12 protein-coding genes are annotated in these 13,247 nt (G+C 50.6%); 3 read left to right on the top strand and 9 right to left on the bottom strand.

From position 1 onward, the window contains the following. Positions 1-335: 335 nt before the first annotated feature. Positions 336-800: a redox-sensitive transcriptional activator SoxR gene (gene soxR / locus WC5_RS16505; RefSeq protein ID WP_000412428.1), complete on the bottom strand. Its 465-nt coding sequence runs from the start codon at positions 798-800 to the stop codon at positions 336-338. A gap of 85 nt (positions 801-885) precedes the next feature. Between soxR and soxS the strand changes: the two genes are divergently transcribed. Then, entirely contained in the window at positions 886-1,209 is a 324-nt protein-coding gene (gene soxS, locus WC5_RS16500; RefSeq protein WP_000019358.1) for a superoxide response transcriptional regulator SoxS, read from the top strand. A 2-nt stretch (positions 1,210-1,211) separates the two neighbouring features. On the opposite strand, the gene pdeC is transcribed toward soxS, so the two are convergent. Further along, on the bottom strand, positions 1,212-2,798 hold the full coding sequence (gene pdeC / locus WC5_RS16495; RefSeq protein WP_000019885.1) for a cyclic di-3',5'-guanosine monophosphate phosphodiesterase PdeC: 1,587 nt from the start codon (positions 2,796-2,798) through the stop codon (positions 1,212-1,214). A 447-nt stretch (positions 2,799-3,245) separates the two neighbouring features. Between pdeC and WC5_RS16490 the strand changes: the two genes are divergently transcribed. Beyond that, entirely contained in the window at positions 3,246-3,527 is a 282-nt protein-coding gene (locus tag WC5_RS16490; RefSeq protein WP_000224318.1) for a YjcB family protein, read from the top strand. Between the two features lie 98 nt (positions 3,528-3,625). On the opposite strand, the gene ssb1 is transcribed toward WC5_RS16490, so the two are convergent. Beyond that, positions 3,626-4,162, bottom strand: a complete 537-nt coding sequence (ssb1, locus tag WC5_RS16485; RefSeq protein ID WP_000168309.1) for a single-stranded DNA-binding protein SSB1 — start codon at positions 4,160-4,162, stop codon at positions 3,626-3,628. A gap of 250 nt (positions 4,163-4,412) precedes the next feature. On the opposite strand from ssb1, the gene uvrA reads away from it, so the two are divergent. Then, positions 4,413-7,235 carry an excinuclease ABC subunit UvrA gene (gene uvrA, locus WC5_RS16480; RefSeq protein ID WP_000357756.1) on the top strand — a complete coding sequence of 941 codons (2,823 nt, stop codon included), beginning with the start codon at positions 4,413-4,415 and terminating at the stop codon, positions 7,233-7,235. Here the strand turns inward: uvrA and WC5_RS24715 are convergent. From WC5_RS24715 to alr, 6 genes are all read right to left on the bottom strand, one after another. Then, positions 7,236-8,491, bottom strand: a protein-coding gene (locus tag WC5_RS24715) for an IS3 family transposase (protein ID WP_107164610.1) whose coding sequence is annotated in 2 segments (ribosomal slippage) — positions 7,236-8,140 and positions 8,140-8,491 — 1,257 coding nt in all. Because the reading frame shifts where the segments join, the coding sequence is not laid out codon by codon here. Positions 8,492-8,779: 288 nt separating this feature from the next. Next, positions 8,780-9,136 (bottom strand): MmcQ/YjbR family DNA-binding protein, encoded by a 357-nt coding sequence (locus WC5_RS16470; RefSeq protein WP_000155671.1) that lies wholly within the window; start codon positions 9,134-9,136, stop codon positions 8,780-8,782. Between the two features lie 3 nt (positions 9,137-9,139). Further along, positions 9,140-9,556 carry a secondary thiamine-phosphate synthase enzyme YjbQ gene (locus WC5_RS16465; protein ID WP_000270381.1) on the bottom strand — a complete coding sequence of 139 codons (417 nt, stop codon included), beginning with the start codon at positions 9,554-9,556 and terminating at the stop codon, positions 9,140-9,142. 110 nt (positions 9,557-9,666) lie between these two features. Then, positions 9,667-10,380: an acid phosphatase AphA gene (gene aphA / locus WC5_RS16460; RefSeq protein WP_010344812.1), complete on the bottom strand. Its 714-nt coding sequence runs from the start codon at positions 10,378-10,380 to the stop codon at positions 9,667-9,669. Positions 10,381-10,716: 336 nt separating this feature from the next. After that, entirely contained in the window at positions 10,717-11,910 is a 1,194-nt protein-coding gene (tyrB, locus tag WC5_RS16455) for an aromatic amino acid transaminase (protein WP_000486926.1), read from the bottom strand. 242 nt (positions 11,911-12,152) lie between these two features. After that, on the bottom strand, positions 12,153-13,232 hold the full coding sequence (alr, locus tag WC5_RS16450; RefSeq protein WP_001147290.1) for an alanine racemase: 1,080 nt from the start codon (positions 13,230-13,232) through the stop codon (positions 12,153-12,155). Between the last annotated feature and the right edge of the window lie 15 nt (positions 13,233-13,247).

Here is a 13,247-nt window from a genome sequence, read left to right on the forward strand (position 1 = left end):
TTTTTTCCCTTTTCTTGTGCTGACGATGAAAAACCAGGCAATTGATGCGCAAACGTTATCGTTGATGCGCAAAATTACGGCATTTGTAGGCAACTTGTGGCGAAGGTTCGCGGTAAAAAATCACGCAAGATGACAAAAATATTGCGGCTAAAAAGGATCACTTTGCACTGGCGAAGAAACAGCGGTGACATACAATTAAAGTATCAACACTAACCGGAACCTCCACCACGTGCTCGAATGAGGTGTGTTGACGTCGGGGGAAACCCTCCCGTGTACCAGCGGGATAGAGTGAAAGACAAAGACCGGAAAACAAACTAAAGCGCCCTTGTGGCGCTTTAGTTTTGTTCATCTTCCAGCAAGCGTGCGCCGGTGCCTTCTTCCCCTAAGCGGTCGCCGGGGTTACGCAACGGGCAGTCGCTACGCGAAAGGCAGCCGCAGCCAATACAACCGTCCAGTTCATCACGCAGCGCGACTAAGGTATGAATGCGCCGATCCAATTCTTCTCGCCATTGCGAAGATAGCTGTTTCCACTCTTTCGCACTTAACGTATGCCCTTCGGGCAACACACCAAACGCTTCACCAATGGTCGCCAGCGGAATGCCAATGCGTTGAGCAATTTTGATAATTGCGACATATCGCAACACATCACGCTTATATCGCCGCTGATTACCGCTATTGCGGATACTGGTAATCAATCCTTTGCTTTCATAGAAGTGCAGCGCCGATACCGCCACGCCGCTACGTTTCGCCACTTCGCCTGGAGTAAGCAAGGCTTTAATGCGGGGTAATTTCTTTTCCATAAATCGCTTTACCTCAAGTTAACTTGAGGAATTATACTCCCCAACAGATGAATTAACGAACTGAACACTGAAAAGAGGCAGATTTATGTCCCATCAGAAAATTATTCAGGATCTTATCGCATGGATTGACGAGCATATCGACCAGCCGCTGAACATTGATGTGGTGGCGAAAAAATCAGGTTATTCAAAGTGGTATTTACAGCGGATGTTCCGCACAGTGACGCATCAGACGCTTGGCGATTACATTCGTCAACGCCGCCTGCTACTGGCTGCCGTTGAACTGCGCACCACCGAGCGCCCTATTTTTGATATCGCGATGGATCTGGGTTACGTCTCACAGCAGACCTTTTCCCGCGTTTTCCGTCGGCAATTTGATCGCACTCCCAGCGATTACCGCCACCGGCTCTAGGGTTACTGCCCGCGCATGGCGTCATGCGCGGGTAATTGCTCTGCCCATGCCATAAAAACCTGCGGCGGCATCGCCTTTGCAAAGTACCAGCCCTGACAATAGCGCACGCCGCGTTTGCGCAGCCAGTTGACCTGATCCTCAGTTTCCACCCCTTCTGCAATCGTTTTTAGACCCAGACTGTGTGCCAGTTCGATGATGTGTTCCGCTATCAAATGGCTGGTTTTATGCGTGGTCAACGTCTCAACAAACGATTTATCGATTTTCAGGATATCAATATTCAATGAGTTAAGGTTATGCAGGTTGGAGTAGCCAATACCAAAGTCATCGATCGCCACTTCGTAACCAGCCTGACGGAAAGCCAGAATAATCGGCGTCATTTTGGCAACATCAAGAAATGCATGTTCAGTGACTTCAAATTTAATTTGCTGCGGACGCACCGTGAATTGCTCTATTTTTTGATTAGTTAAGGCAATCACCCTTGAAGTATGAAAATCGGAGGCAGACAAATTAATTGAAGTAGATAATTCAGGGTGTTTTTCCAGCCAGGAACCGAGATCGTCAAACACCATATTAATGACATAATCTGTCACCTGCGCAATTAGCCCCTCTTGTTCCGCCAGCGGAATAAACTCTGCTGGCGTCATTACCTGTCCCTGATTCCCCGGCCAGCGTAGCAATGCCTCAGCGCCAATACATTTATTCGTTTTAATATCAATAATCGGTTGGTAATAGAGACAAAGCTGCCGTTTTTCGAGGGCACGTTGCAATTTACGCTTAGGTGACTGGTACTTCTGGTTTATACGCAGCCAGAGTAAAAGCAGCACCAGGCTGCCCATAATGCCTGCCGGTAAGGCAAATACAAGGTGATTATAAAAATGTGACAAAATGCGCTGAGTTGAGGTTGCAACGATAGCAGCAATGGGACGTTTTGTTGAATGGACTATCGCATATAAATAACCGTTATGCTGTACGGTTATTTCCCTTTGATGAATCAATGGTGAAAATTTTTCTGCTGAGGCTTGTTTGCTTAAAGAGAAAAAGGTTTTCGTCACCGTATCATATACCCCCCATTGCAGCGTTGGATCGTCAGACATCACCTCGCTCCAGAATAAAGGGTTAATTACCGCGACATAGTTTCCTCGCTGCATATAAGTCATTTTATAACCGGCAAAAAAAGGAGTGTCGCGATAATAATAGATTGAGACATTAGGTTCACGCTTATAGTTCGCTGGCGGCATCGTATAGCCGTTAACGGGAGCCATTAATGTTGAGCATAAAAAAAGGTTATCGTGGGCATAGATCAATTCGTTGATATAAAGATAACCACGGATAATATTCAGCATTTGTTGTTGATGAGAGGGAGTACAAATTTGTCCCTGATAGCGTTCCGCATCGTCGCTTGCTAAATCTGCCTGGCGAATGACCAGCTCGGATTTCTCCAGTGCCAACAGAGCAAAAGCACGAAGTTGATTATTCGCTTCCGCTTTAGCCCAAAGAAAGGCAATCCATAGCGACAGAATGATGGGAAGGAGGACTACAAAGATAATACCCGGCAACGCCAGCAATTTGTGTCGCACACTATGGCTCATTTCTATCAATTCCCTGCCTGGTTATACCTGGTCATTGCAAGGTGAAAACCCTGACTACCGACGACGTTAGATAAATCTTACGGTATAAATAGCACTTTTGCCTGATTTGAAATTGATACCTTTATAATTGTTGTTTAAATGAAAATAACTCGCTGATATCAAAAGGGCTTTGTTGAAAAAACGCAGGTCAGGCAGGAAGTTACAATATTTCTTTATTGTGCATTGTCTCGATTTCACTGAAAAACCACATAATTAGTGCAGCAATAAAAGTAGCTGCATAATCTGGCTAACAAACGAGCAATTGTGATATAGTTCACAAAAATTTATGAAACAAACTAAGTGTTTCATTTTATGTTCTGAAAGTCCCGCGATAGCCAGAGTGTACCACGCCCCCCGTGAGTAATGCCGCGCTATCCAGGGCTTGGTAATTTTCAGAGGAAATGTTTGATGGCTACCCTCACCACTGGCGTGGTTCTTCTTCGCTGGCAGCTTCTTAGCGCCGTATTGATGTTTCTGGCCAGCACGCTCAACATCCGCTTTCGGCGCTCTGATTATGTCGGGCTGGCAGTGATCAGTAGCGGTCTGGGCATGGTTTCCGCCTGTTGGTTTGCAATGGGGTTGCTTGGCATCACAATGACCGATATTACCGCCATCTGGCACAACATTGAGTCGGTGATGGTGGAAGGGATGAGTCAAACTCCACCACAGTGGCCGATGATTTTGACCTGATATGCAGAAGCCTCCATAACGGAGGCTTCTTTTTTATGACTGGCGGATGCTTTAATCATCCACCTTAAAACAATATAACCTATTGTTTTAATGACAAATCAGAACGGAATGTCGTCATCGAAATCCATCGGCGGCTCGTTAGACGGCGCTGCCGGTGCGGACTGCTGCGGGCGAGACTGAGCACCGCCGCTGAACTGATTGCCACCCTGCGGCTGCTGAGGCTGACCCCAACCGCCCTGCGGCTGGCCGCCGCCGACGTTACCGCCTGCCGGTGCGCCGCCGCCCTGGCGACCACCCAGCATCTGCATGGTGCCGCCAACGTTCACCACCACTTCTGTGGTGTAGCGATCCTGACCGGATTGGTCAGTCCATTTGCGGGTACGCAGCTGACCTTCGATATAAACCTGAGAACCTTTACGCAGATATTCGCTGGCAACTTCCGCCAGTTTGCCGAACAGCACAACACGGTGCCATTCAGTCTGCTCTTTCATCTCGCCGGTCGCTTTATCACGCCAGGATTCGGAAGTAGCCAGCGTAATGTTGGCAACTGCGCCACCATTTGGCATATAGCGTACTTCCGGGTCCTGGCCCAGATTACCAACGAGAATAACCTTATTTACGCCTCTGCTGGCCATGTCGTGTCTCCTGAAAAAAACGTTCTAATAAGTGTAAACGCGCGATTGTAGCATTACCAATAGCGGTTTTACCACGATGTGACCTCGGTTCCGGTAAACAAACATGGCCCGACATTGTTACACAGCACTCCGGGTTTTGCATTCCAATACTGTATATTCATTCAGGTCGATTTGTGTCATAATTAACCGTTTGTGATCGCCGGTAGCGCCATGCCGCCGGGCAAAAAAGTGTTTAATCCGGGAAAGGTGAATGGATAAGATCGAAGTTCGGGGCGCCCGCACCCATAATCTCAAGAATATCAACCTCGTTATCCCCCGCGACAAGTTAATTGTCGTCACCGGGCTTTCGGGTTCTGGCAAATCCTCGCTCGCTTTCGACACCTTATATGCCGAAGGGCAGCGTCGTTACGTTGAATCCCTTTCCGCGTACGCGCGGCAGTTTCTGTCACTGATGGAAAAACCAGATGTCGATCATATTGAGGGGCTTTCTCCCGCCATCTCAATTGAACAGAAATCGACGTCGCATAACCCGCGCTCCACAGTGGGGACCATCACTGAAATCCACGACTATTTGCGTCTGCTGTACGCTCGCGTCGGCGAGCCGCGCTGCCCGGATCACGACGTTCCGCTGGCGGCGCAAACCGTCAGCCAGATGGTGGACAACGTGCTGTCGCAGCCTGAAGGCAAACGTCTGATGCTACTCGCGCCCATCATCAAAGAGCGCAAAGGCGAACACACTAAAACGCTGGAGAATCTGGCGAGTCAAGGTTATATCCGCGCGCGCATTGATGGCGAAGTCTGCGATCTTTCCGATCCGCCCAAACTGGAACTGCAAAAGAAACACACCATTGAAGTGGTTATCGATCGCTTCAAGGTGCGTGACGATCTGACCCAGCGTCTGGCGGAATCGTTTGAAACCGCACTGGAGCTTTCCGGCGGTACAGCGGTTGTTGCGGATATGGACGATCCCAAAGCGGAAGAACTGCTGTTCTCCGCGAACTTCGCCTGCCCGATTTGCGGCTACAGTATGCGCGAACTGGAACCACGCCTGTTCTCGTTTAACAACCCGGCGGGTGCCTGCCCGACCTGTGACGGCCTCGGCGTACAGCAATATTTCGATCCCGATCGCGTGATCCAGAATCCGGAACTGTCGCTGGCTGGCGGTGCGATCCGTGGCTGGGATCGTCGCAATTTCTATTATTTCCAGATGCTGAAATCACTGGCAGATCACTATAAGTTCGACGTCGAAGCGCCGTGGGGCAGCCTGAGCGCAAATGTGCATAAAGTGGTGCTGTACGGTTCTGGCAAAGAAAATATCGAATTTAAATACATGAACGATCGCGGCGATACCTCTATTCGTCGTCATCCGTTCGAAGGCGTGCTGCACAATATGGAGCGCCGTTATAAAGAGACGGAATCCAGCGCGGTACGTGAAGAGTTAGCCAAATTTATCAGCAATCGCCCGTGCGCCAGTTGTGAAGGGACGCGTCTGCGCCGTGAAGCGCGCCATGTTTATGTCGAGAATACGCCGCTGCCTGCAATCTCCGACATGAGCATCGGTCATGCGATGGAGTTCTTCAACAATCTTAAACTCGCCGGACAACGGGCGAAGATTGCAGAAAAAATCCTCAAAGAGATTGGCGACCGCCTGAAATTCCTCGTTAACGTTGGGCTGAATTATCTGACACTTTCCCGCTCGGCAGAGACACTTTCCGGCGGCGAAGCCCAGCGTATCCGTCTGGCGAGCCAGATTGGCGCAGGCCTGGTTGGCGTTATGTATGTGTTGGATGAGCCGTCTATCGGCCTGCATCAGCGCGATAATGAACGTCTGCTGGGTACGCTTATCCACCTGCGCGATCTCGGTAATACCGTGATTGTAGTGGAGCACGACGAAGATGCGATTCGCGCCGCTGACCACGTTATCGACATCGGTCCGGGCGCAGGTGTTCACGGTGGTGAAGTGGTCGCGGAAGGGCCGCTGGAAGCGATTATGGCAGTGCCAGAATCGTTGACCGGGCAGTACATGAGCGGTAAACGCAAGATTGAAGTACCGAAGAAACGCGTTCCGGCAAATCCGGAAAAAGTGCTGAAACTGACGGGCGCACGCGGCAACAACCTGAAAGATGTGACGCTAACGCTGCCGGTGGGTCTGTTTACCTGCATTACAGGGGTTTCAGGTTCCGGTAAATCGACGCTGATTAACGACACACTGTTCCCGATTGCCCAACGCCAGTTGAACGGCGCGACTATCGCCGAACCGGCACCCTATCGCGATATTCAGGGGCTGGAGCATTTCGATAAAGTTATTGATATCGACCAAAGCCCAATTGGTCGTACTCCGCGTTCCAACCCGGCGACCTATACCGGCGTGTTTACGCCTGTGCGCGAACTGTTTGCGGGCGTACCGGAATCCCGCGCGCGCGGTTATACGCCAGGACGATTCAGCTTTAACGTCCGTGGCGGGCGCTGCGAGGCCTGTCAGGGCGATGGCGTGATCAAAGTTGAAATGCACTTCCTGCCGGATATTTACGTACCGTGCGACCAGTGCAAAGGTAAACGCTATAACCGCGAAACGCTGGAGATAAAGTACAAAGGCAAAACCATCCACGAAGTGCTGGATATGACCATCGAAGAGGCGCGTGAATTCTTTGATGCCGTACCGGCGCTGGCGCGTAAACTGCAAACGCTGATGGATGTTGGCCTGACGTACATCCGCCTCGGGCAGTCCGCCACCACGCTTTCCGGTGGTGAAGCCCAGCGCGTGAAGCTGGCGCGTGAGCTGTCAAAACGCGGCACCGGGCAGACGCTGTATATTCTCGATGAGCCGACCACCGGTCTGCACTTTGCCGATATTCAGCAACTGCTCGACGTGTTGCATAAACTGCGCGATCAGGGCAATACCATTGTGGTGATTGAGCACAATCTCGACGTGATTAAAACCGCCGACTGGATTGTCGATCTTGGCCCGGAAGGCGGTAGCGGTGGCGGCGAAATCCTCGTCTCCGGCACGCCAGAAACCGTCGCAGAGTGCGAAGCTTCGCATACAGCGCGCTTCCTCAAGCCAATGCTGTGACTAGTCCTGATATAAGTTGACACTTTTCTGTCTGTAAAACGCCTGATGAACGTCATCGGGCGTTTTGTATTTCAGGGCCAGGTGTGGCCGCTCACAGTTATAAATTGTCACGGACTCTTTTACCATTTCCCGGGCTTGCATCAGGTCTGCAGGACGCGAGAGTAAAAACTCATTTTTCAGGATACCGTTTATTCGCTCAGCCAGTGCGTTCTGGTAGCAGTCATAACCATCAGTCATTGAACAGGTTATTCCGTTTTTCTCATGGACTGACTGATAAAGAGCTGAACAGTATTGCAACCCTCTGTCAGAGTGATGTACCAGAGGACCTGTCGTTTTTCTTCGCCTCAGAGCCTGTCTGAACGCTTTTACCACATTTTCTGTCTGCAGATTTCCCCCGACATGGTAACCCATGATTTTTCTGGAGCAGGCATCAGTGACCAGACTCAGATAAGCCATGCCGCTGAGCAGGGGAAGGTAAGTAATGTCGGCAACCCAGACCTGCTCTGGCTCAAGGGCGGTAACCTGCTCCGGGCCGGGTTTCAGCAGATTGGGATGCCGGTAAAAGCGGTGATGGCTGTTGGTAGTTTTGTGATATGCCCGCTTTACTGGCACCAGGAGCCGGTATTCATCCAGCAGGTTAAACAAACGGTCTCGTCCGATATTCAGCCTTTTATCGGCCTGCGTGTTCAGCAGATAGTGCAGTTTACGCGCACCGATTCGCGGCTGACGACATCTGATACGGGCAACAAAATTAAGAACCTGAGCATGATGTTCCTGCCGTTTTCTGCGCCTTGCGTTGTCCTGATACCATGCCTGTCTGCTGTGCCCCAGGAACTGACATGCACGCGTAACAGTTATTTTTGGGGCCGAACTCTGCGCGAGGACTTGCCGGGCCGCTTTTTTACGATACTCACCCCGTAATCATTTTTCAGGACATTGATAACCGACTCAAAAAACTCAGCTTTCTGGTTCGCCAGCTCAAGCTGCTCTTCAAGTTCTCTGATTCTTTGCTCGGGTGTGAGCGGGATAGTTGTCTGAGTCACAGGCAGTTTCCTCTTCACCAGATCAGGAAGTCCGGGACTCCAGTCAAGCCGGCCATATTTACGCAACCAGACAAGAACGGTGGAGCGCCCCTGAATGCCATACCGCTGCTGAGCCTGTTTATAGGTCATCTCGCCTTTTTCAACCTGCTCAACAACAGCTATTTTAAAGGATAGAGGATAATCACGTTGGGTGCGTTTGAACTCAGTCATCATCACGTTCTCCGGATTTAAGTCTGGAACGTGTCAACGCTATTCAGGACGGGTCACTGTAATCACAAAGGCCGCTTTCTGAGCGGCCTCAGACTGATGACAAAGCTCGGACAGTCCCCTCGCCCCTCCGGGGAGAGGGTTAGGGTGAGGGGAACAGACCAGCACTGGCGTGATTATTTACCCTCACCCCGGCCCTTTCCCTAAAAGGGCGAGGGGGAAAACCGTGCCGCTTTTGACTTTTAAGCCAGTTTTTCAGCAATATCAGGCCGCTTTCTGAACGGTCTTTTCCTTTCAGAGTTGCACCAGCAATTTACGTTTTTCTTCCGGCAGCAAATTCACCGCTTGCTGATACGACGCATCGACCAGATAATAGATTTGCGAATCCGGCAACGATCCGTCGAGATATACGGTACTCCAGTGCGCTTTATTCAGATGTCGGCTGGGACGTACATCGCTGTGCTGCTGACGCAGAAGATCCGCCAGTTCCGGGCTGGTTTTCAGCGAAACTGCCGGGCGATTTTCCACTTCTTTCACCATCGCAAACAGCACATCTTCCACTTTGATTTGCGTCGCTTTCCAGTCGCTGTGAACGCTCTGTTCAGCGCCAGGTTTTGCCATGCAATATTGTAGCAACTCCGATATGGTCATTTTTTACTCCCCTTGTAGTGTCGCGATGATGCGACGCGATCCGCCGTGGACACGATGTTCCCCCAGCCAGATACCCTGCCAGGTGCCGGTCTGAATACGTCCTTTATGCACTGGCAAAACAAGCGATACTCCCAGCATGGAAGATTTGATATGTGAAGGCATATCGTCTGCCCCTTCATAATCATGCTCATAGTTTCCGTTATCGGGAACAGTGCGGAGGAAAAAACGCTCCATGTCCTGGCGTACCGTGGGGTCGCAATTCTCATTAAGTGTCAGAGAGGCGGAAGTGTGTTGCAGCAACAGGTGCAGTAAACCGACATTAACACGCGGCATATCAGCCAGTTGATTCAGAATTTCATCCGTTACCAGATGAAACCCACGAGATTTGGCGCTAAGCGTGAGCGTCTTTTGATACCACATGTGCTGCTCCTTGATAAAACTCTCTTATTCAGTTTGCAGCAAGACAGCGAAAGGATAAAGGTGTGATTAAAAAAACAGCATTCGGGAGAGTGAAACACTCTCCCGCACTATCAGTATTCTGAATTAACGATCACCTCTTCACCAAAAGCACCCGCTTGTGGCAAGGGTTTGTAGGTAGAGTTGGAGGCACGCAGAATACGGATACCACGAATGCCGACATCACGCGCGGCAGTCATATCATTATCGGAATCGCCATAAAACATTCGGATATTTTTATCCTGCAACCACTGCGTTTTCGTGTTTTGTCCCGGTTTATCACCCGCAAAAATTACCGGATTCATACTGCTTGCTGGAATGTGGAAATCATCGGCTAATGTTTTCGAAACCGTTTCTGTTTTCGTTGGGCTACGGCCAGTCACAAAAAAGATGGTATCGCCACGGCGGACATGTATATCAATTAGCTGACGTGCGACCTCTTTTGGAATGCTGAATTCATCCCAACCGTTGTTCATCTTTTCCCAGAATGCTGGGTTTTTCAGATAATCTTCGCTTTCTGGTGAGAATATTTTCTTGCCGCGCCAGAATCCGGGGCTGGAAAACAAAACGGTATCATCGATATCAAATCCAACCGCCATCGGTGGGCGACCGGCAAGGCTATTTTCAATTTGTGCGACTGATACCCAATGGACAGGTGCCTGTTCAGCGAGTCTGGCAACATTAGTGCCGGGATTAAGCGGTGAAGGTGAAGAGGCCAACGCAACAGCAGAACTGTTTAGAGCGAACAATAAGCAAACGGCACTCAATGCCTGTGTGATCTTGCGCATATTTTTCCCTAAATAGTCAGTAAGTTGAAACTTTTTATTATGAAGTTTGTTGAAAAAGCCATTTGACCATAACGCCAGCAGCAAGGGAAAGGAAGGATTATCTGCGGCTTTTGTGAAGAAAGGGAGAAGGATCACATGAGACCAGCCCGTGTGTTGTGACTATTTAATAACTTAATATATTTCCAGAGTATAAAAATGTTCGGAAATAAAACGCCTATTTTATTCACTTTTATAAGAAATAAGTCTTCATCTCCTTCGTACTATTTGCCTGGATAATACATAGCCCCCCTTATTTATAATAGAGCAGGCGGCTTTTCAACCGCCTGCTGGTTAACCTTACATCACGGCAGCAAACGCCTTTGCAACGCGCTGCACGTTCGCAGAGTTAAGCCCGGCAACACACATACGACCGCTGGCGATCAGGTAAACGCCAAACTCCTCGCGCAGGCGATCGACCTGGGCGGCGCTTAAGCCGGTATAGCTGAACATGCCGCGTTGCTTAAGCAGGTAATCAAAATTGCGCTCCGGCATCTCAGTGCTCAACACCTGTACCAGTTGCTGCCGCATTGCCAGAATACGGGTCCGCATTTCTTCTACTTCCGCCAGCCAACTGGCTTTCAACGCCTCATCGTTCAGCACCGTTGCCACTACCTGCGCACCAAAATTCGGCGGGCTGGAGTAAATACGGCGCACAGTAGCTTTCAGTTGCCCCAGCACGCGACCTGCGGCTTCAGCATCTTCACACACCACCGAAAGACCGCCGACACGCTCGCCGTACAGGGAGAAAATTTTTGAGAATGAATTGCTTACCAGTGCAGGTAATCCGGCGCTGGCAATGGCACGAATGGCGTAGGCATCTTCATCCATACCGGCACCAAATCCTTGATAGGCGATATCGAGGAATGGGATAAGCTCGCGTGCTTTGAGAATTTCAATGACCGCGTCCCATTGGTCGTTGGTGAGATCGGCGCCCGTTGGGTTATGACAGCACGGATGCAGCAGCACAATACTGCGGGCAGGCAATGTTTTCAGCGTCGCCAACAGATCGTCAAAGCGCACACCGTTGGTCGTTTCATCATACCAGGGGTAAGTGCTCACTTCGAATCCAGCCCCGGCGAATATTGCTACGTGGTTTTCCCAGGTGGGATCGCTGACCCACACACCTGAATCCGGGAAGTAGCGTTTCAGGAAGTCAGCCCCCACTTTCAATGCCCCTGAACCGCCAAGCGTTTGAATAGTCGCCACGCGCTGTTGTTGTAACACCGGATGATTAGCGCCAAACAGCAGTGGTGCAATAGCATGACGATAGCTGTTAAGCCCTTCCATCGGCAGATAAAGTGAAGCGCCATGAGGCTGCGCATTCAGGCGCGCTTGCGCTTCTGCGACGGCTTTTAATTGTGGAATAATCCCGTCTTCGTTGTAGTACAGACCGATACTCAAATTCACTTTGTCGCTGCGAGGGTCTTCTTTAAAACGCTCCATAAGCGAAAGAATCGGGTCGCCAGCGTAGGCGTCAACTTTTTGAAACACGCGATGGTTCTCCAGGTTTACGGGCAGGTGGTTAAAACACAATAAACCGGAAGATGGGGAAGATCGAGAGGATGTTTAACAACGAGCGGCAATTAATAACACTGCGAGGCTGATAAAAAGCGCAAAATCTCTAAAGACAAGAACGACAAGAGTGTATCAATTTATTGAATTTACATAGCTTTGCAGGCCGGATAAGGTTTTCACACCGCATCCGGCACAGACAATCAACTATTGCAGAACGATTAATCCACGTACTTCATCGCCACCCTTGACGTCAGGCGCGTGATAAGTTCGTAAGCACTCACTTTCGTCATTTCTGCGATACGCTCTACGGGCAGACCTTCGCCCCATAAAATGACCTGATCCCCGGCTTTATCCTGCGCCTGTGGACCTAAATCTACGCAGATCATATCCATCGCGACTCGCCCAACAATCGGCACTTCGCGACCGTTCACCAGCACTGGCGTACCGGACGGCGCGGCGCGCGGGTAGCCATCGCCATAGCCCATCGCCACCACGCCAAGGCGGGTATCGCGCTCGCTAATCCAGGTGCCGCCATAGCCTACCGGTTCACCTGCTTTATGCTCACGCACGGCAATCAGGCTGGAGGTCAGTGACATCACTGGCTGGCAACCGAAATCGGCACCGGTGGAGCCATCTTCCAGCGGCGACACGCCATAAAGAATGATGCCTGGGCGCACCCAATCAAAATGCGACTGCGGCCATAACAAAATTCCGCCCGATGCGGCGATTGAACGCTTGCCAGGTCTGCCTTCGCAAAAGGTATTGAAGATATCGAGTTGTTTCTCAGTCGCACCACATTTTGGCTCATCGGCACGAGCAAAGTGGCTGACAATATTCACCGGCTGGCGAACATTTTTACATTGCGTAAGACGTTGATAAAACGCCTCAGCTTGTTCCGGTAACACGCCCAGCCGGTGCATACCGGTATCGAGTTTCATCCAGACGGTAACTGGCTCCTCCAGATTGGCCTCTTCCAGAGCAGCAAGCTGTTCTTCGTTATGCACGGCGGTATGCAGATGTTCAGCGGAGATCGTCGGCAGATCGTCAGCTTCAAAAAAGCCTTCCAGTAACAAAATAGGTTGCGTGATGCCCCCCGCCCTAAGCCGCAGGGCTTCTTCGAGACGGGCAACGCCAAAGGCGTCGGCATCGGGGAGCGTTCGCGCGGTCTCAATCAGACCGTGACCGTAGGCGTTCGCTTTCACCACCGCAACCAGTTTACTGGCAGGTGCCAGTTCACGCAGACGTTGCAGGTTGTGTCGCAGAGCGCGGCGGTTAATCACAACAGTTGCCGCTTGCATTTGTGTTCCTTGATA

It is taken from the genome of Escherichia sp. KTE114 (genome assembly GCF_000407765.1).
GTDB classification, from domain to species: domain Bacteria; phylum Pseudomonadota; class Gammaproteobacteria; order Enterobacterales; family Enterobacteriaceae; genus Escherichia; species Escherichia ruysiae.